The sequence below is a fragment of the Rhodanobacter caeni genome, from assembly GCF_039523575.1.
Taxonomy (GTDB): Bacteria; Pseudomonadota; Gammaproteobacteria; order Xanthomonadales; family Rhodanobacteraceae; genus Rhodanobacter; species Rhodanobacter caeni.
This window is the reverse complement of the sequence record NZ_BAAAFO010000001.1, coordinates 144,287-162,486: the sequence shown is the minus strand read 5'-3', so window position 1 is coordinate 162,486 and position 18,200 is coordinate 144,287. Positions and strand designations below refer to the sequence as shown.

The 18,200-nt window shown below is 67.3% G+C and carries 16 protein-coding genes; 2 read left to right on the top strand and 14 right to left on the bottom strand.

Annotated features, from left to right (window positions below; genetic code table 11):
* Positions 1-71: 71 nt before the first annotated feature.
* Both ABD017_RS00755 and ABD017_RS00750 read left to right on the top strand, forming a co-directional pair.
* Positions 72-1,706 carry an acyl-CoA dehydrogenase family protein gene (locus ABD017_RS00755; protein WP_343879227.1) on the top strand — a complete coding sequence of 545 codons (1,635 nt, stop codon included), beginning with the start codon at positions 72-74 and terminating at the stop codon, positions 1,704-1,706.
* Between the two features lie 107 nt (positions 1,707-1,813).
* A complete protein-coding gene (locus ABD017_RS00750; protein WP_343880607.1) occupies positions 1,814-2,308 on the top strand; it encodes an asparaginase domain-containing protein in 495 nt (164 codons plus the stop codon).
* A 94-nt stretch (positions 2,309-2,402) separates the two neighbouring features.
* Here the strand turns inward: ABD017_RS00750 and ABD017_RS00745 are convergent, their stop codons facing one another.
* The 14 genes from ABD017_RS00745 to ABD017_RS00680 all read right to left on the bottom strand — a co-directional run bounded on the left by ABD017_RS00745 (position 2,403) and on the right by ABD017_RS00680 (position 18,194).
* On the bottom strand, positions 2,403-3,674 hold the full coding sequence (locus tag ABD017_RS00745) for a threonine/serine exporter family protein (protein WP_343879225.1): 1,272 nt from the start codon (positions 3,672-3,674) through the stop codon (positions 2,403-2,405).
* Positions 3,671-4,120 (bottom strand): NfeD family protein, encoded by a 450-nt coding sequence (locus ABD017_RS00740; RefSeq protein ID WP_343879223.1) that lies wholly within the window; start codon positions 4,118-4,120, stop codon positions 3,671-3,673. The genes ABD017_RS00745 and ABD017_RS00740 overlap by 4 nt, the downstream gene beginning before the upstream one ends.
* Before the next feature lie 36 nt (positions 4,121-4,156).
* Positions 4,157-4,534: an endonuclease domain-containing protein gene (locus ABD017_RS00735; protein WP_343879221.1), complete on the bottom strand. Its 378-nt coding sequence runs from the start codon at positions 4,532-4,534 to the stop codon at positions 4,157-4,159.
* 64 nt (positions 4,535-4,598) lie between these two features.
* Complete coding sequence (locus tag ABD017_RS00730; protein WP_343879219.1) at positions 4,599-5,543, bottom strand: SPFH domain-containing protein; 945 nt, start codon at positions 5,541-5,543, stop codon at positions 4,599-4,601.
* A gap of 61 nt (positions 5,544-5,604) precedes the next feature.
* On the bottom strand, positions 5,605-6,984 hold the full coding sequence (locus ABD017_RS00725) for a sensor histidine kinase (protein ID WP_343879217.1): 1,380 nt from the start codon (positions 6,982-6,984) through the stop codon (positions 5,605-5,607).
* Positions 6,985-7,117: 133 nt separating this feature from the next.
* A complete protein-coding gene (locus ABD017_RS00720) occupies positions 7,118-7,444 on the bottom strand; it encodes a hypothetical protein (RefSeq protein ID WP_343879216.1) in 327 nt (108 codons plus the stop codon).
* Between the two features lie 71 nt (positions 7,445-7,515).
* Positions 7,516-8,856, bottom strand: coding sequence for a sigma-54-dependent transcriptional regulator (locus ABD017_RS00715; protein ID WP_343879215.1), 1,341 nt, complete (start codon positions 8,854-8,856; stop codon positions 7,516-7,518).
* Positions 8,857-8,980: 124 nt separating this feature from the next.
* A complete protein-coding gene (locus ABD017_RS00710) occupies positions 8,981-10,228 on the bottom strand; it encodes an ABC transporter permease (protein WP_343879213.1) in 1,248 nt (415 codons plus the stop codon).
* 10 nt (positions 10,229-10,238) lie between these two features.
* Positions 10,239-11,570, bottom strand: a complete 1,332-nt coding sequence (locus tag ABD017_RS00705; protein WP_343879211.1) for an ABC transporter permease — start codon at positions 11,568-11,570, stop codon at positions 10,239-10,241.
* A 69-nt stretch (positions 11,571-11,639) separates the two neighbouring features.
* On the bottom strand, positions 11,640-12,833 hold the full coding sequence (locus ABD017_RS00700; RefSeq protein WP_343879209.1) for an alpha/beta fold hydrolase: 1,194 nt from the start codon (positions 12,831-12,833) through the stop codon (positions 11,640-11,642).
* Positions 12,834-12,923: 90 nt separating this feature from the next.
* Positions 12,924-14,141, bottom strand: coding sequence for an ABC transporter permease (locus ABD017_RS00695; RefSeq protein ID WP_343879207.1), 1,218 nt, complete (start codon positions 14,139-14,141; stop codon positions 12,924-12,926).
* A gap of 74 nt (positions 14,142-14,215) precedes the next feature.
* Positions 14,216-15,517 (bottom strand): ABC transporter permease, encoded by a 1,302-nt coding sequence (locus tag ABD017_RS00690; protein WP_343879205.1) that lies wholly within the window; start codon positions 15,515-15,517, stop codon positions 14,216-14,218.
* A 129-nt stretch (positions 15,518-15,646) separates the two neighbouring features.
* On the bottom strand, positions 15,647-16,876 hold the full coding sequence (locus ABD017_RS00685) for an ABC transporter permease (protein WP_343879203.1): 1,230 nt from the start codon (positions 16,874-16,876) through the stop codon (positions 15,647-15,649).
* Positions 16,877-16,886: 10 nt separating this feature from the next.
* Positions 16,887-18,194 (bottom strand): ABC transporter permease, encoded by a 1,308-nt coding sequence (locus tag ABD017_RS00680; protein ID WP_343880605.1) that lies wholly within the window; start codon positions 18,192-18,194, stop codon positions 16,887-16,889.
* Positions 18,195-18,200 lie beyond the last annotated feature (6 nt).

Here is an 18,200-nt window from a genome sequence, read left to right as displayed (position 1 = left end):
TCGATGGAAACGCGCCTATTCTAGTCGCGAAAGCTTCCACGTCCGACCTGGACCCGATGGGGAGAACACCCATGGCATTCCTGCAAGAAGGCCCGCAACTGGCGCACCCCTGGCACGACGAAAGGCTGCTGCACGCACTGCTCGACCGCACCCTGCCCGCCTCGCGCCGCGCGGTGCTGGACGCCGACCTCGCCGCGCTCGGCGACTATGCGCAGATGGCGTGGCAGCGCGTCACCGAAACTACCCGACGCAAGCCGGTGCTGACCCGCTGGGATGCGTGGGGCCGCCGCGTCGACCGCATCGAACTGACTGCCGCCTGGCAGGAAGGCCCGCACCTGACGACCCGCCACGCCGTGCTCGCTGCCGGCCATGCGCCGGGCGAATACGCGCGGCTGGAGGAGTTCGCCCGCGTCTACCTGTACCACGTGGCCAGCGAGTTCTACACCTGCCCGCTGGCGATGACCGACGGCGCCGCCACCGCGATCAAGGCCTCCGGCAACGCGGCGTTGATCGAGCGCGCGCTGCCGCATTTCCTCAGCCGCGATCCGGCGCAGTTCTGGCTCAGCGGCCAGTGGATGACCGAGAACATCGGTGGCTCCGACGTCAGCCACACCGAAACCGTGGCGCGCCGCGATGGTGATGGCCAGTGGCGGCTGCATGGCCGCAAGTGGTTCAGCTCGGCCGTGGTCGGCGAGGCAGCGCTGGCGCTGGCGCGGCCCGAAGGCGCCAGCGAGGGCAACGCCGCACTGGCGCTGTTCTACGTGGAAACGATGGATGGCGATCGGCGCAAACCCGAACTGATCATCGACCGGCTGAAGGACAAGCTCGGCACGCAGGAATTGCCCACCGCGGAAATCCACCTCGACGGCCTGCCTGCCTGGCCCGTGGGCGAACTGGCCCACGGCGTGCGCCAGGTGGCGCCGATGCTCAACGTCACCCGCACCTGGAATGCCGTCTGCGCCGTGGCCAGCATGGCCCGCGCGATCAGCCTGGCACGCGACTACGCCACCCGGCGGCAGGCGTTTGGCCGTCCATTGATCGAGCAGCCGCTGCACGCGCAGACGCTGGCCGACATGCAGGCCGAGTTCGAAGGCGCGTTTGCGCTGGCGTTCGAGGTGGCGCACCTGCTGGGCCGGGTGGAAAACGGTGCCGCGCACGAAGCCGCGCTGCTGCGCCTGCTCACACCGCTGGTGAAATTGTGGACGGGAAAACTGGCGGTAAAGCTGTGCTCCGAGGCGCTGGAAAGTTTCGGCGGCGCCGGCTACATCGAGGACACCGGCCTGCCGCAATTGCTGCGCGACGCGCAGGTCTACCCGATCTGGGAAGGCACCACCAACGTGCTGTCGCTGGACAGTTTGCGGGCGCTTGCGGGTGAAGGATTCGCGGCGTTGCGAATGGCGGTCGACGACTGGCTGGCCGACGGCGATGACGCGGCTGCCGCAGCCGCCATCACTGGCGCGCTGGATGCCGCCGCCGCGTACCTCGATCGCCATGGCGCCGATCGGGCCTCGCTGGAGGCGGGCGCACGTGGACTGGCCTTCACCCTCGCCCGCTGCGCGGCGGCGGCGTTGCTGGCGCGCCAGGCGGCGTGGTCGGCGCGCCGCGGCGAGCGGCGGCCGGGGGCCGCGTTGCGCCGTTTTGTCGGTCACGGGCTGGATCGGCTGATGGTGCCGGATGCTGAGGACACCGGCCTGTTGCTGGAGTGACCGGCGCCGACAAAAGGCGTCGCGGCTGAAGCCGCTCCTGCAGGGAGCGCGGCGGGCGATGCGGCGGGCGGGCTAAAATGCACCATCCCCTCTATACGGCCCACCCCATGCAGCACCTGACCATCGTCACCACCGGCGGCACCATCGACAAGATCTATTTCGACGACAAGTCGGACTACAAGATCGGCGCGCCGCAGATCGGCGACATCCTGAGCCAGCTCGGCGTGGGGTTCCAGTTCGACGTGATCCCCATCCTGCGCAAGGACAGCCTGCACATGGCCGCGGAGGATCGCGCCCTGGTGCGCTCCACCATCGAGGCGCAGCCGCACCGGCACGTGCTGGTGACGCACGGCACCGACACCATGGTCGACACCGCCAGGGCGCTGGCCGGCATCCCCGGCAAGGTGATCGTGCTGACCGGCGCGCTCAACCCGGCGCGGTTCCAGGGCTCCGATGCGGTGTTCAACATCGGCTGCGCCGTGGCCGCGGTGCAGACGCTGCCGGACGGCGTCTACATCACCATGAACGGCCGCGTGTGGGACCCGGCCAAGGTACGCAAGAACCGCGACGCCAACCGGTTCGAGGAAGCGCCGGGGATGTGAGCAACATTTGTGGGAGCGACTTCAGTCGCGATGCCTTTGCATCGGCACCCAAGCAAGAGCATCGCGGCTGAAGCCGCTCCCACAGGGCGTGCCGCTACAGCGAGCGGCGCGGCGAGATCAGCAAATCGCCGAACATCAGCCCGGCCACGATCGACACCAGCAGGGTCAGCAGCAGCATCGCGGTGTCCAGGCCCAGCGGCGTATCGCGTTCCAGCAGGAACGACATGCTGCGAAAACCCACACTGCCCGGCACCAGCAGCAGAATGCCCGGTTCGCGGATCACCGCGCCGGGCTGGTGCGCGTAACGCGCGTACAGGTTGGAGAACGCCCCCAGCAGCAGGCCACCCAGGAACACGCCGAACGGCGCCGCCGGCAATGCGCCGGAAATCTCGCCACCCCAGCGCGTGGCCAGGTAGCCCACGACCACCGCGCCGATCACCGCCGGCCAGTCGCGCAGCGCGGCGCGAAACAGGATGGCGAATGCCACCGCGCCCACCAGCAGCGCCACGTAGTCGGTCCATGGCGGCAGCGCCGGCAAGGCGTAGTCGCGGGCATGGATGCCGGCGGCGGCGCATAGCTGGGTGGCCGCCACGGTGCCGAACACCAGCTTCAGCAGCGTCGCCATGGCCCCGCCCATGCGCGCCACGCCGGAGACCAGGTTCTGGCTGGAAATCTCGCGCACCGCGTTGGTCAGCGACATGCCCGGCACCAGGATGATCAGGCCCGCCAGCACCACCGACTTGATCGCCAGCGGCACCACGAAGGCGCTCACCACGATCGCCACCGTGGTGGCCACCATCGCGCAGATCACGTCGCTGGCCACCGCCAGCCGCGGCCGCGTGCCGGCCAGGATCGCGATCCAGCCGATGATCAGGCCGATCACCGCCGCCACCACCAGGTCGGCCCACGAACTGTGCAGGAACAGCGCCGCGATGGCGGCGGCCGACAAACCGTAGCTGGCGATGGTGCCGGCCTGCTCCCATGCCGTATCCGGGCGGCCCAGCACCCGCAACTGACGAAAGCCTTCGCGCAGATCCAGCTCGCCCGCGATGGCGCGATCGGCGATGTCGTCGGCGCGGCACAGGCGCGCCAGGTTGACCTCGCCCGGCGCCAGCCGCATCACCTGCGTGGTCTGCGCCACGCCCTCCTCGCCCTGCGCCATATCGGTGAACGAGATGATGATGGCGGTGGGGCTGGACCACACATCCGCCACCAGCTCCAGTCGTTGCGCGGCACCAGCGATGGCCATTTCCAGCCGTGGCGCGGAGGTCCCGTATTGATGCAGGCGCCGCGCCAGCTCCACCAGGAACGCGATGCGCGTGTTGAGCGCGATGGCCGCGAACGGCTGGCTGGCCGTCCTCGTCATGCCGCCGCGCGCACCTGCAGCGTGGTGCCCTGCACTGCCACCACCTCGACCGTGCTGCCCGCCGGCAGGTCCGGCCCGCTGACCAGCCACTGGCCGTCGCCCACGCGCGCCTTGCCGCGGCCGTTGACGATCGGCTCGATCAACTCGTAGCGCTGCCCGATCATCTGCTCGCCGCGGCGGTTCAAGCGCTCATTGCCCGGCTCGCTGCGCTCCAGCCGCGGCCGCAGAAACTTCGCATAGAGCACGCACGCGGCCAGGGCCAGCACGCCGAACACGATCGCCTGCGCCAGCATCCCCAGCGTCGGCACCACCCACAGCACCACGCCCATCGCCGCGGCGGCAATGCCTATCCACAACAGGAAATACCCCGGCAGCAGCAACTCCCCCGCGATCAACAGCAGGGCGAGTATCCACCACAGGTAATGCGTCGAAATGGCCTCGAACATGATGGTTTCCGTGGCGTGATAACTCCCCTCTCCCATTCATGGGAGAGGGGCCGGGGGAGAGGGCAGCCGTGCCGGGAAAGCCCGTTCTTCGACGACCTGCCGAATACGGTCCAACACGCTGTCCGTTTGATGCAACACATCATGATTCCAGAAACGCAGCACCGCGAAACCCTGCGATGCCAGCCACCGGTCACGCTGCCGATCATAAGCAACATCGTCGCCGTGTTGTCCGCCGTCGACTTCGATGATGACGCCGCGTTCGAGGCAGATGAAATCCACGATGTAGGGGCCGAGGGGCTTTTGACGTTTGAACTTCAGGCCCATGAAGCGGTGGGCGCGCAGGTGGTACCAGAGGTGTTGTTCCGCTGGTGTTTGCGCTGAACGCATGGATTTGGCGTTGGTGAGGTTGTCCATGGTGTTCTTCGGCTCCTTGCCCTCTCCCCCGGCCCCTCTCCCGCAAGCGGGAGAGGGGAGCAAATCAGCGCAGTGGCGGCTGAACGACGGTCTTCTGCTGGCTCAGTGACTCCTTGGCCAGTTCCGCTATGCCGGCCAGCGAGCCCAAGATGCCGGTGGCCTCGATCGGCAGCAGCAGCATTTTCTGGTTGGGGGACTTGGCCATTTCCTTCAGTGCGTCGACGTAGTTGTTGGCCACGAAGTAGTTCAGCGCGTTGACGTTGCCACCCTCGATCGCGTCGGACACCATCGTGGTGGCCTTGGCTTCGGCCGCGGCGGTGCGCTCGCGCGCCTCGGCGGCGCGGAAGGCGGCCTCCTTCTCGCCCTCGGCAGCCAGGATGACCGACTGCTTCTCGCCCTCGGCCTTGAGGATCGCCGCCTGGCGGAACCCCTCGGCGTCGAGGATGTTGGCGCGCTTCTCGCGCTCGGCCTTCATCTGCCGCGCCATCGCGTCAACCAGGTCGCGCGGCGGGGCGATGTCCTTGATCTCGATGCGGTTGACCTTGACGCCCCACGGATGCGTGGCCTCGTCCACCACGCGCAGCAGCTTGGCGTTGATGGCGTCGCGCTGGCTGAGGCTTTCGTCCAGATCCATCGAGCCCAGCACGGTGCGGATGTTGGTCATGATCAGCGCCAGCGTGGCCTGCTCCAGGTTGGAGACCTCGTACGCCGCCTTGGACGCGTCCAGCACCTGGTAGAACACCACGCCGTCCACGCCCACCACCGCGTTGTCCTTGGTGATCACGTCCTGCGAGGGCACGTCCAGCACCTGTTCCATCATGTTGATCTTGCGTCCGACCGCCTGGTAGATCGGGATCAGGAAATGCAGCCCCGGCGTCAGCGTACGGGTGTATCTGCCGAACGTCTCCACGGTCCACTCGTAGCCTTGCGGCACGATGCGCACCAGCTTGACGATGCCAACCACCACCAGGAAAACAATGACCAGCGCCAGCAGTTGTCCCAATCCCATGACGTAAGCTCCCTCCCCTGAAGAAGCCGTGAGTATAGGCGAGCGCCATGCGCCGCGGCGGCTATCGCGGCGTGGTCTGCGGCAGCAGCAGGGTCACCCGCAAACCGCCGCCCTCGCGGTTGGCCAGCAGCACCCGGCCACCGTGCGCCTCGGTGATTTCGCGCGCCAGCGCCAGGCCCAGCCCGGTGCCGGCGCGCTTAGTGGAATAGAACGGCAGCAGCGCCTGCGCCAGCACGGTTTCGCTCATGCCGGGGCCGCGGTCGGCCACTTCGATGCGCAGGTCGCGCCCGATCTGGGCGATGGAAAGCGACACCTCGTTCTCGTCGCCGCCGGCCTCGTGCGCGTTCTTGATCAGGTTGATCAGCACCTGCTCGATCTGCACCGCATCGAACACGCCCGGCCGCTCCGGCGCCTCGCCCAGCAGGCGGAAGCGGCAATGCAGGGCCAGTGCGTCGAGGAACGGCGCCCACTCCACCGGCGCCAGCCGCGGCGCGGGCAACTTGGCGAAGCTGGCGTAGCCGGCAATGAAGCCGTGCAGATGGTTGGCACGCTCGCCGATGGTGGCGAACACGCCCGGCAGCCGCGCCACGTCGCCACGCCGGGCCAGCTCCGCGCCCGAATGCGCCAGCGAGGAGATCGGCGCCAGGGAATTGTTCAGCTCGTGGCTGATCACCCGGATCACCCGCTTCCACGTCGCCACTTCCTGCCGCGACAGCTCGCGCGTCATGCGGCGGAACAACTGCAGCCGATGCGGTCGCCCCTGCAACCGGAACGCGCGCTGGGAAAGGTGGAAGGTTTCCTCGCCGCCATCCATCTCCACGCTGAGCAGGGCGTCCTCGCCGCTTTCCACCGCCTGGCGCAGCGCGTCGGGGCCGGCGGCCAGCAATTGCGCGAAATCCATCCCCTGCAGGCTGCGGCCGTTGTTGAACAGGTGGCGGGAGGCGATGTTGGCGTACGCCACGCGGCCGATCGCATCGGTCAGCACCAGTGCCACCGGTGTGTTCTGCACCACCGTGTCCAGCAACAGTTCGCGCTGCACCAGGTGCTGGCGCTGCTCGCGCAAGGTCTGGCCCAGCGCGTTGTGCATGCGGATCAGCTGGCCCAGTTCATCGCGCCGGTTCACGGCGATGGAGAAACTGAAATCGCCATCGCGGTAACTGGCCACCGCGCCTTCCAGCGCACGCAGCAGGCGGCTCACCGGCGCCATCACCACACCGGCCAGCCAGAACGCCAGCGGCAGCAGCACCACCAGGCTGATCAGCATGCCGCCGTAGACACCCGACGACGCACGCGCCGACCACGCCGCGTTGGCCTGCAGCCATTGCAGCACCTGCGGCACCGGCCAGCGGCTGACCCCGGCGTAGATCAGGGCGCCCGCCGCGCCGGCCACCACCAGCAGGATGGCCAGCCGCATCCGCAGCGAGGTCAGCCAGCGCCACATGGGGAGCTCCATCGGCAAGCATCATCTGTAGGAGCGCACCCTGTGCGCGATGCCTTTCCGCATTGCGGCGAACAGCTTTCGCGCACAGGGTGCGCTCCTACAAGGGCGATGCGATGAATGGTCGCCCCATCCCTCAATGGCACTTGGCATCCATCGGCGTCTGCGCGCAATCGAGCGGCGGGCGGCCGTCGGTCCAGGGCAGGCCCAGGCCCAGCACCACGTTGCGGTCGTTGGGCCGCGGCGGTGGCTGGCCCACCGGGCCGCGCGGGCGATGGTCGTCGAACTCGAATGGACTCGGTGGCGGCGCGTCGATCCGCACCGAGCCGACGCGGTAGTCGATGGCGGACGACTTCGGCGCCGGGATCACCCACCTTTGCCCGATGGCCGGCCGGGTCACCGCGGCCTGGGCGACCAGCACGCCCAGCAACAATGCCGGCAGCGGTGCGATGTCGTATCGCATGACGGTGCTCCCCCGAGACAGACATCGCCCATCTTTCTACGGCGCAGGCGGCGGAGCAAGACCACTGCATCTCAGTTTGACGTGGCCAGGCCATAACGCTCCATGCGCCGGTACAGCGCCTGCCGCGACAGCCCCAGTTGTTGCGCCGCTCGGCTGACCACGCCATCGGCCTTGTGCAGCGCGCTTTCCACCACCTCGCGGCTGGGCTCGTCCAGGCTGCGCGCCACCGTGGAAACGTGCTGCGGCAGGTTGAGCAGCTCCGGGGTGATCGGCCGGCCCCCCGAGAGCAGCGCGGCGCGCTCGATGGCGTTTTTCAGCTCGCGCACATTGCCCGGCCACGGATAACCGAGCAGCAACTCGCGGGCCGCGTCGCCCAGTTCGGCGCGGCCATCGAGGAAAAACTCCGCCAGCGGCAGGATGTCGTCGCTGCGCTCGCTGAGCGGCGGCAGGTTCACCTCGATCACGTTGAGGCGGTAATACAGGTCCTCGCGGAACGTGCCTGCACGCACCATCGCCTTGAGGTCGGCATTGGTGGCCGACAGCACGCGCACCTTCACCTGCCGCGTGCGGCCCGAGCCCAGCCGCTCGTACTGGCCGGTTTCCAGCACGCGCAGCAGCTTCACCTGGCCGGACAACGGCAGGTTGCCGATCTCGTCCAGGAACAGGGTGCCGCCATCGGCCAGCTCGAAACGCCCTTCACGCGCCTTGTTGGCGCCGGTATAGGCGCCCGCATCGGCGCCGAACAGCTCGGCCTCGATCAGCTCGCCGGGCAGCGCACCGCAGTTCACCGCGATGAACGGGCCGCGCTTGACGGCGGAATTCGCATGCACGATCGCGGCGATGCGCTCCTTGCCGGCGCCATTGGGGCCGGTGATCAGCACCGGCACCTCCGAACGCGCGACCTGGCAGGCCAGCTCCAGCGTGCGCGCCATCGCGTCGGAGGCAAACACCAGGCCGTCGAGGTCGTAGTTCTTGCGCAACTGGTCGCTGCGCTGGCGCCGCTCGCGCCGGCTGCGCGACACCTCGCGGGTGGATTCGGACAGCTCCAGCAGGTTCTCCACCGTGGCCAGCAGCTTGTTGTCGTCCCACGGCTTGGCCAGGTAATCGGCGGCGCCGGCCTTGACCAGCTCCACCGCGGTTTCCAGGTGCGTCCACGCGGTCAGCAGGATCACCGGCAAATCCGGATGCCGCTCGCGGATGGCCCGAAACAGCGCCACCCCCTCCTCGCCCGAGGTGGTGTCGGCGGTGAAATTCATGTCCTGGATCACCACGTCCACCTGGCCACGCGCCAGCACCGCCAGCCCCTCCTCCGGCGTAAGCGCGGTCAGCGGCTTGATCTCGTTGAGCGACAACGCCAGCGACAGCGCCTCGCCCACGGCCGGGTTGTCGTCGATGACAAGGACAGTTCTCATAGGCTTTCTGCACATGCGGTCATGGATGCCGCCGGGACCCGGAAGGTTGCCATGACTTTCGGCCGGCGGACAGCCGGCTGGCACTTGCCCCCTGGCTCCAGGGGGGAAAACACCAAGTCGCCCATCACACCGACCTCGTCGCCACCACCGGCGGCACCGCTGCGGCACGCAGCGCGGGGCCGAGGACGGCGAGCTGGCTCAGTATCACCATCACCAGCGCGCCCCACGGCAGGAACGTCCAGGGTAGGCGCGACAGCTCGTAATGGCGCATCAGCCACCCGTTGCCCAGGTAGGCAAGCAGCATTCCGATCGCGATACCGACACCCACGATCAGCAGATTCTCGACGAGAAAGTAGCGCAGGATATCCGCCCTGCGCGCGCCCAGCGCCCGCCGGATACCAATGTGCCGCGTACGCCTCTGCACCCAGAAGCCGGTCAGCCCCATGATGCCGATCACCGTGACGATGACGACCGCCAGGGTCACCCCGGCGAAGAGCCACAATGCGGCGCGCTGGCTCTGGAAAGCCCGTTCGCGGCGTTCGCTGTAGAAGCTGACGCGGGCGGTGGGGTTCGGCCCCATCAACGGACCGAACTCACGTTTCACCGTGGCCTTGACGCCCTTCAATGCCACCTCGCGCATTCCGGGGTCGACGCGCACCGCGTAACTGAGCAACGTCGTGGCAGCGATCCGCCGGGCCAGCAAGACCGTGTTGTCGGCGCGGCCATCGGTGGCTTGGCCAAGCTGGTTGCGCAGCAGGTGACGCACGACGCCGACCACGCGATAGCCAGCGTCATCCTTGTCGCTGGGATCGCTCAAAGTGCGGCCGATCGCATTGCCATCGTCGAACAATTTCCGTGCGAGCGAACGGGTGATGATCACCGGTTGGGCCACCCCCGCGTCCCATGGGTAACCAGACACGCCCATGCCGAAATCACGATATTCGGCAGGAAGGAAATCGCGCCCCTGCGCCAACTGCAAACCGAGAGTTTGAACCAAGCCCTCGCCCAGATAACCGTTGACACCGACCTTGGCGCCGTTGCCTCCCTGCAACGTGATATCCATCAATACGGAGTTCACCATCGGCAGCCCGAAAGCCGCCGAAGCCGAGCGCACTCCTGCCGTGCGACGAAGGGCCTCAACGCCCGCAGCAACCTCGGCGGCGGTCCACGCCCGCTGCGGCGAAACCACCTGATCCACCAGGATCAGGTCCTTGTCGGCGAGGCCACTGGGCGCCAGCATCGGCTCGAGTTTCTGCCACGTCAGAAACAGCACGTTGCACAGAATCGCGCAGGCCAGCGCCACCTGCAGCATGACCAGGCCAGGCATCAAGCTGTGGCGGCGAAGCATGGAAAGCAACATACGCATGGACATGTTCCGCCTCCTAGGCGCTCTTGACCTGCAGGCCGGGCTCCACCGTCGAGGCACGCCATGCCGGCAACAGACCCACCAGCAGACCTACCGCCAGCGCCAGCGCGAACAAGCCACCAAACATCACCGGATCGAGTCGCGCCATATCAGTGAACCCCTGTTCCTGCTTGCGCAGAATCCACAACCCCAGCAGGGTCAACGGCCACGCCAATACCCCGCCAAGCACGCTCACGGCCGCCGCCTCCAGTACGTGCTGCGCGAAGATGGCGCGGCGCGGCGCGCCGAGGGCCCTGCGTATCCCGATCTCGCTGCTGCGATGCAGAAATCTGGCGGTCAGCAGCCCCGCCACATTCGCCATGCACAGCAGCAGGAACGACCCGGCCAACCACACGTTGAGACGCACGTTGTCCGGCACCACGTTCTGCCGGGTCAACCATTCGCTCACGCTGAAAAGCCGCGACGCTGCCGGCCTGGGCGAACCCGACAGCTGGTGTTGCTCGCGCGCGTAACGCGAGAGGTACGCGCGAAAATCCGCCACCTGGGCTGGCGTATCCAGCTCGACCCAGTAGCTCAGCCAACCGCAGTGCGCCGGATCATGATCGAACAGGGATTTTCGGGTGGCGGTCGCATCGCATTCGTCCGCACCGGTCAACTTGATGCCCGCGTCCAGCGCAGCGGCATAGGGCAGGAATACGCTCTCGCGGTGCGTCGCGCTGAACACCCAGCGGTCCAGGTCATAGAAGTGCGGGCTGGGCGAAAAAGGGGTGCTGACGCCAATCACCCGAAACACCGCCTTGTCCAGTCGAATGCTCCGCCCGACCGCATTTCCGGTGCCGAAAAGCTTTTTCGCCAGTTCCACGTCGATCACCGCCACCGGTGCCCGGGCCGCATCTTCTGCCGCGCTCCAGTTCCGCCCGTAACGCAACGCCAGCCCCATCATCGGCATGAACTCGCTGGTGGTACCCAGCAACAACTGGTCCCGTTGCAGATGTCCGCCGTCCACCATCGACACCTCCGCCCCCAGTCCGGCCAGCGCTGTCTGCCGCACCGCCCGATGCGCCTGCAACAACGCCTGTGCGTCAGCCATCTTGATGCGCTTGTAGTTCTCCACCGTCACGCCGTTCAATGACGCATAGTTGTCCGGCTTCGCCTGCACCGTATCCACCCACGCCAGGTACAGGTGCTGGCTTCGTCCAGGCAGCGGATCGGCCGACAGCATATGCAGCAGCGCCAGCGTGGTCATGCTGGCCGCCAAGCCCAATGCCACCGTCACCACCGCCAGCAGCGTGCTTTTGGGCGACCGCCGCAGCCCGTGCAGGGCCAGTTCAAGGCTGTATCGAATCATCCATCCACTCCCTGGGTCTTGCCCGATTCACGGCGACCGCTTCGCCACACGACAACACGGCGGCAACGATCAATGGCCGCGCGTGATCTCCACCGGTGCCGCGTCGCCCGCCTTCTGCGCAAACGGCAGGACGTCCGTCACCAGGTGCACCAGGAACCGGCCCGGTTGTTCCAGCATGGGCATGTGGGCGGAATCGGCGAACAGCACCAGGCGTTTCGACGGTGCCTGGACGCGGTCGAACCATTGCTCGGCCAGCTCGTGCGAGGTGGTGTAGTCGTGCTGGCCGACGAACAGGATCACCGGGCATTCGAAGCGCGTGGTGTTGTCGAGATCGATATCGAACAGCGGCTGCAGCAGATGCCTGAACGTGTACGCGCTGCCCTTGCCGATCGCCTCGAGCTCGGTCTGGCTGTAGTCGGGCGAGAGCTCCTCGGCATCGGCGTAGAACGAAAAGTCGCGGCGGCCATGGGCAACCCCGCCGTAATAGGTTTCCCACTTGCTGCGCGTGGCGATGCGGCCGATGGTCATGGGCGGTGTCCCGGGATACGGCATCATCGCTTCGAGCTCGCGTATGGCCTGCTCGTTGTGATCGGCCTTGGCCTCGCGCAGTGCATAGGCAAAGCCGATCTCCTCGTTCCGCAGCATGTTCACCACCTGGCCAACGCCGATATAGGCATGGAACCAGTCCGGGTGCTGCCGGGCCAGCCGCGTGCCCAGCACGGTGCCCCAGGAATGGCCGAGCAGGAAGATTTTCCGCTTGCCGTAGTGCCTGCGCAGGTACTGGACGAGCTGGGCGGCGTCATCCGTCATACCGGCCGCGGTCATGCCCGGCGACATCTGCGCCTCGGTGTTGGCGGCGTAGGTCTTGCCGGCGCCGCGCTGGTCCCATTGCACCACGGTGAAGTAGTCCTCCCAGCCCGACTGGAAGGTGTAGCTGACCGGCATCACCACCGACGCCGGGCCACCATGCAGGACCAGCAGGATCGGATTGCGGCGGTCGCGCCCGCGGATCGACACCCACTGGTCGATGCCGCCGATGCGCAGCTTGAGGCGCTCGTCGACGCCATTGGGGGAAACGATCTTTCGCGTGTTGTCGATGATGCGGGTGACCTCGTCGCGCGACATCATCCTTGGCGCGGCGCTGGACGACGACGATGCCGGCGCTGAAGAAGCCGCGGCCAGCGGTGCGGACGATGCATCACGCATCGCCACGCCAAGGGCGACGGCGGCCACGCAACAGAAAACGGTACGGTAGGTACTCATCGAAACTCCATGTTGGAAAAACATCGCTGAAACTGGAAGGCCATCGGCGCGTGCCGCCGCTGCGGCGATGGCCAGGTTCGCCAACCCGGCTCACCCGCTGCGCGTCGCCACCACCGGCGGCACCGCGGCCGCGCGCAGCGCCGGGCCCAGCACCGCCAGCTGCCCCAGGCCCCACAACACCAGCGCACCGATCGGGAGATAGAACAGCGGCAGGCGCGGCAATTCGTACTGGCTCATCAACAGCAGGTTCAGCCCGTACGCCAGCACCATGCCCAGCACGATGCCGCCGGTGACGATGAGGAAATTCTCGGTCTGGAAGTAATGCAGGATGTCGCCGCGGGTGGCGCCAATGGCGCGGCGGATACCGATCTGGCGGCGCCGTTGCTGCACCCAGAAGCTGGCCAGGCCGACGATGCCCAGGGCGGTGACGCCGAGCATGGTGACGATCACGCCGATCAAGAGGTCGATCATGATGCGGTCGGACTTGAAGTAATCCGCGCGTAGCTCGCCGATGGTGCGGCTGTTCTCCTGATCCAGCACCACGTCCGGCGCGATCTTCGCCACCGCGTCACGCGCCTCGTGCAGCACGCGCGGCAAATCCGCCGGATTCGCCCGCAGCAGATACGTGCCCGCCAACGAACCTCCGGGGAGCACCGGAGTGAACACTGTCCATTCCACCGCCTGCGGACCCCAGTCATGGGGGTGCGCGCGCGCCAGGTGATCGACGACGCCGATCACGCGGAAATGCAGCTTGTCGCACCAGAATTCCTTGCCCAGCGGGCTTTCCCCCGGCCAGGCGTGATCCGCCAGCGCACGGCTTACCAGCACCTGCGCATCCGGCGGCGCAAACGTGGTGGCGGCACGGTAATCGTCGGCTTGCGGCAAGCGGCCCTCGACCAGCTTCAACCCCAGGGCCTCGTAGGTGCCCGGCCCACCCAGCACGAAGTCCACCACGCCAATCTTGTTCTTGAAGCTGCCCGGATCGCGCGAAATGCCGGCCGCGCCGGCCTGCGGTCCGAATGGCACCTGGTTGATCAGGCTGACCGACTGCATGCCGGCAATGCCGCGCAAGCCCGCCAGCATGCGCGCATTGACGTCGGCCGCCTGGCTGGCTTCGAAGCCGTTGACGCTCAGCACGGCCAGCGCGCTTTCGTCCACGCCGCTGTCGATGCGGATCAGGTTCCAGCGTTGCGCCACCAGGAAACATGCGTTGCACAGCACGGCGCACGCCAGCGCGATCTCCATGGCGATCAGCAGCGTGGCAAGCCGGTGGCGGCGCAAGGCGGCAAGTATGGGTCGAATCTGCATCGCGATGTCCAGTTCGAGTGCTCTTGTGAGGAGTGCGGCCACGGATGGCCGCTTTCACGCGCAGGGATAGCGCACTAAAGGGCCTTGAGTTGCCAGGCGGGCACCACGCGGCTGGCGCGCAGTGCGGGCAACACGCCGGCCAACAGGCTCGCCGCTACCGCCATGACGAAGGTGGCCAGGAACATGCCCGTGTCCAGATGCGCGAGATGGGCGTAATCCACCGGTTGCTGCCGTACCAGCCACAAACCCGCCAAGGTCAGCAGCCAGCCGAAGAACCCGCCCAGCAAGCCAATCACGCCGGCCTCCACCAGGCACTGCGCGAAGATCGCACGGCGGCTTGCACCGAGCGCGCGGCGCACACCGATCTCGCCGCTGCGGCGCAGGAATTTCGCCAGCAGCAGACCCACCGCGTTGAACAGGCAGATGAGGAGAAAGGCCAAAGCCAGCCATGCTTGCAGGCGCACGTCGCCAGGCACCATGCCGCGCTCGGTCAGCATCGTCATCACATCGCGCACGCGGACATGCTCCTTGCCCGTCGCGAATCGCCCGATCGCCTTCTGCTGCTCGGCGTAATCGGTCACGAATCGCGTGTAGGACGCCACCTTGGCCGGGCTGTCCAGCTCCGCCCACAGCCATACCCACACGCAATCGGCGTTCTGCAGATGGCGCGTGTCGTCGGGCACATGCCAGCAGGTAAAGACCTGGAAGTTGCCCTGGTTGATTTCCATGCTGCTGGAAAAGGGAAGAAACACATCTTCCGTCTTGCTGAAATTCCGGACCCACGGGTCGTAGAACAGCGGCGTGGGCCGCCACGGCTTGAGCACGCCGACAATGCGCACGTCGGTGTCGCGCACCCGCAACGTGCGGCCCACGCTGTCTTCGCCACCGAACAGCTTGTCGTTCAGGTCATGGGAGATGACCGCCACGCGGGCGCGGCGCGCGTCGTCCTGCGCACTCCAGCCGGCGCCGTACTGGAATGGCACCTCGAACATCGGGAAGAAATCCGCACTGGTCGACAGCATGCCCAGGATCAATGGCGGCCGGCCGGTGTCGCGCGCGCGCACTTTCACCGAACTGCTGGTGATGATGGCCTGGCGGTCGGCGCGATGCGCGCTCCACAGGTCCATGGCGGAGCGGTAGTCCATCGCGGGATAGGGCTCCATGTGATACGGGGGCGCGGGATTCTCGGGATCGACCTGGGGAAAATAAAGCACGCTGCTCTTGCCCGGTATGGGGTCGCCGGACAACAGGTGCACCAGGGTGAGCGTGGTCATGCTGGCACCAATGCCAACCGCGATAGCCAGCACCATCAGCGCCGTAAGCACCTTGTTGCGCTTCAGGCTGCGCAGGGCGAGATCGAGGTAGTAGGTGAACATGGGGAAGCTCCGTTGCTGGCTCCTCCCCCTGCTTGCAGGGGGAGGTCGGGAGGGGGGGGTGCTTTTCGGCCAGGAGCAAAAGCACCCCTCCCCAGCCCTCCCCTGCAAGCAGGGGAGGGAGATAAAAAGTCACACTGATCGCGTGGCCACCACCGGCGGCACCGCGGCCGCGCGCAGGGCCGGGCCCAGCACGGCCAGTTGGCCGATCATCCACAACGCCACCGCGCCTACCGGGAAATAGACGGCCGGCAACCGCGGCAATTCGTAGCGCGTCATCAGAAACAGGTTGATGCCGTAGGCCAGCACCATGCCCAGCGCGATGCCGATGGTGGCCAGCAGGAAGTTCTCGGTGAGGAAGTAATTGAGGATGTTGCGGCGGGTGGCGCCCAGCGCACGGCGCACGCCGATGGTGCGGCGCCGTTGTGCCACCCAGAAGCTGGCCAGGCCCACGATGCCCAGCGCGGTGACGATCAGCAGCGCGGCGATCGCGCCGACCAGGATGCCCGCCATGGAGCGATCGTTCTCGAAGAACTTCTCGCGCACCTCGTCATAGGTGCGCTGGGTAGTGACCACGCGTCGCGAGTCGGCCTTTTTCAGCGCGGCCACGGCGGCCTTCAGCACGGCCTGGCGATCCTGCGGACGGGTGCGGATGAGGTAGCTCTGGTCTTTGCCGGCGCCCATGAACATGGGCAGGATCATCGAGTACTGCGCGGTGGCGTCGTCGTAGGCATTGGCACGCGCCAGTTCCGCCACCACGCCGACCACCCGCACGCTGATCGGGCCCAGGTAGAGCACCTTGCCCAGCGGGTTGGCGCCCGGCCACAGCCGTTGCGCCATGGCCTGGGTGACCACCGTCACCGGCGCGAAGGCGTCGGTCTGGCCGGCGGCCACCAGCTTCAGCGCGACGTCGGCATCGAGCACCTCCTCCGGCCGCAGGTCGCGGCCCGCCACCAGGCGCAGGCCCATCGTCTGGACCAGATCCAGGCCGAAATACGTGCCGGCGTTGAGCGATGGCGTGCGCTGCATGGGGTCCAGCATGACGTTGGCGTTCGACGAGGAGGGCGTCAGCGGCAACTGGCTGACCAGGGTGACGGCACGCACACCAGGCACCTGCCGGATCACCGCCAGATCCTCCCGCGCGCGCGCGTAGACGTCCGGCAGCGGCGCCACCTCGGCCACCTGGATCTGCACCAGGCCGTGCTCGTCGATGCCGGTGGGCATCTGCATGTGGTCGAGGCGATGGTTGATCATGAACACCGCGTTGCAGACGATGGCGCAGGTCAGCGCAATTTCCAGCACCAGCAGCCACGCGGTGGTCTTGTGCCGCCGCAACGTGGAGAGAATCGGTCGCAGTTCCATGATGCTGCCCTCAGTTGCTTTTCAGTTGGAGGGCCGGCGGCACCTGGCAGGCGCGCCAGGCCGGCAACATCCCGGCCAGCAACGTGGACGCCAGCGCCAGCAGGAACGTGACCAGCAGCATCGCGCCGTCCAGGTGCGCCAGCGCGGCATAGCTGGACGGGCGCTGCCGCACCGCCCACAAGCCCAGGCCCGCCAGCAGCAGGCCGCCCGCGCCACCGACCACGCCGACCACGCCGGACTCCACCAGCAACTGGGCGAACAGCGCCCGCTTGGATGCGCCCAGCGCGCGCCGCACGCCCAGGTCGGCGGCGCGGCGCATGAACTTGGCCAGCATCAGCCCCACGGTGTTGATCAGGCACACCAGCAGGAAGCCGAACGCCAGCGCGGCCTGCAGCCGCACGTCGTCCGGCACCACGCGCTGGTAGGCCAGCCACTGCATCAGGTTGCGCAGGCGCACGTTCGGGGGCCGCACGAACCGGCCCAGCGCCTTCTGTTCCTGCGAGTAATGCACCAGGAAGCGCTCGTAGGCGGCCGCCTTGGCCGGGCTGTCCAGCTGCACCCAGAACTGCAGCCACACGCAGGTGTCCCCGGGATAGATGCGGCCGTTGCCGCCGGTGCCCCGGCCCCAGCAGTCGTTGGAGCCGTGGCGCTCCAGCTTCAGGTTCATCGCCGTCTGCAGCGGCACGAACACCTGCTCGGTGCGGCCGAAGGAGCCGGTGTTGAGATCGTAGAAATGCGGGTTGGGTGCCCAATCGTCGAGCACGCCCACGATGCGGAAACGGGTGTCGGCGATGCGCAAGGTGCGACCCACGCTGTCGGCTCCGCCGAACAGCCTGCCGTTGAGCTGGCTGTTGATCACCACGTCGCGTGTCTTGGCCTCGTCGTCATCAGCGTTCCAGCCGCGGCCGTAGCGAAACCGCGTGCCGAACATGGGGAAGAAATCGGCGGTGGTGAAACGCGCCTCCGTGTAGAACGGATCGACCGCCGCCGAGTCCGACTGCACCGGCACGTAGCCGCCGGCCATCAGCGCCTGGTGGTCGGCCCGTTTCGCGCGCAGCAGGTTGAGCCCGTCGATCAGGGTGACCTGCTCCGGCGGCTGCTCGCCCGGCATCTGGCCACTGTCGTCGCGCGGGTCGATCTGCGGGTAATACAACGTGCCGCTGCGCCCCGGCAGCGGATCGCCGGACAACACGTGCAGCACCGTCAGCGTGGTCATGCTGGCACCGATGCCCAGCGCGATCGCCAGCACCATCAGCACGGTGAGCGCCTTGTTGCGTTTGAGGCTGCGCAGGGCGAGGTCGAGGTAGTAGGCAAACATTCCGCT

What these genes read in the sequence shown, in the direction of transcription:
- ABD017_RS00755 (WP_343879227.1), top strand. Translation starts at nt 72, where the DNA reads ATGGCATTCCTGCAAGAAGGCCCGCAACTGGCGCACCCCTGGCACGAC.
- ABD017_RS00750 (WP_343880607.1), top strand. Translation starts at nt 1,814, where the DNA reads ATGCAGCACCTGACCATCGTCACCACCGGCGGCACCATCGACAAGATC.
- ABD017_RS00745 (WP_343879225.1), bottom strand. Translation starts at nt 3,674, where the DNA reads ATGACGAGGACGGCCAGCCAGCCGTTCGCGGCCATCGCGCTCAACACG.
- ABD017_RS00740 (WP_343879223.1), bottom strand. Translation starts at nt 4,120, where the DNA reads ATGTTCGAGGCCATTTCGACGCATTACCTGTGGTGGATACTCGCCCTG.
- ABD017_RS00735 (WP_343879221.1), bottom strand. Translation starts at nt 4,534, where the DNA reads ATGGACAACCTCACCAACGCCAAATCCATGCGTTCAGCGCAAACACCA.
- ABD017_RS00730 (WP_343879219.1), bottom strand. Translation starts at nt 5,543, where the DNA reads ATGGGATTGGGACAACTGCTGGCGCTGGTCATTGTTTTCCTGGTGGTG.
- ABD017_RS00725 (WP_343879217.1), bottom strand. Translation starts at nt 6,984, where the DNA reads ATGTGGCGCTGGCTGACCTCGCTGCGGATGCGGCTGGCCATCCTGCTG.
- ABD017_RS00720 (WP_343879216.1), bottom strand. Translation starts at nt 7,444, where the DNA reads ATGCGATACGACATCGCACCGCTGCCGGCATTGTTGCTGGGCGTGCTG.
- ABD017_RS00715 (WP_343879215.1), bottom strand. Translation starts at nt 8,856, where the DNA reads ATGAGAACTGTCCTTGTCATCGACGACAACCCGGCCGTGGGCGAGGCG.
- ABD017_RS00710 (WP_343879213.1), bottom strand. Translation starts at nt 10,228, where the DNA reads ATGTCCATGCGTATGTTGCTTTCCATGCTTCGCCGCCACAGCTTGATG.
- ABD017_RS00705 (WP_343879211.1), bottom strand. Translation starts at nt 11,570, where the DNA reads ATGATTCGATACAGCCTTGAACTGGCCCTGCACGGGCTGCGGCGGTCG.
- ABD017_RS00700 (WP_343879209.1), bottom strand. Translation starts at nt 12,833, where the DNA reads ATGAGTACCTACCGTACCGTTTTCTGTTGCGTGGCCGCCGTCGCCCTT.
- ABD017_RS00695 (WP_343879207.1), bottom strand. Translation starts at nt 14,141, where the DNA reads ATGCAGATTCGACCCATACTTGCCGCCTTGCGCCGCCACCGGCTTGCC.
- ABD017_RS00690 (WP_343879205.1), bottom strand. Translation starts at nt 15,517, where the DNA reads ATGTTCACCTACTACCTCGATCTCGCCCTGCGCAGCCTGAAGCGCAAC.
- ABD017_RS00685 (WP_343879203.1), bottom strand. Translation starts at nt 16,876, where the DNA reads ATGGAACTGCGACCGATTCTCTCCACGTTGCGGCGGCACAAGACCACC.
- ABD017_RS00680 (WP_343880605.1), bottom strand. Translation starts at nt 18,194, where the DNA reads ATGTTTGCCTACTACCTCGACCTCGCCCTGCGCAGCCTCAAACGCAAC.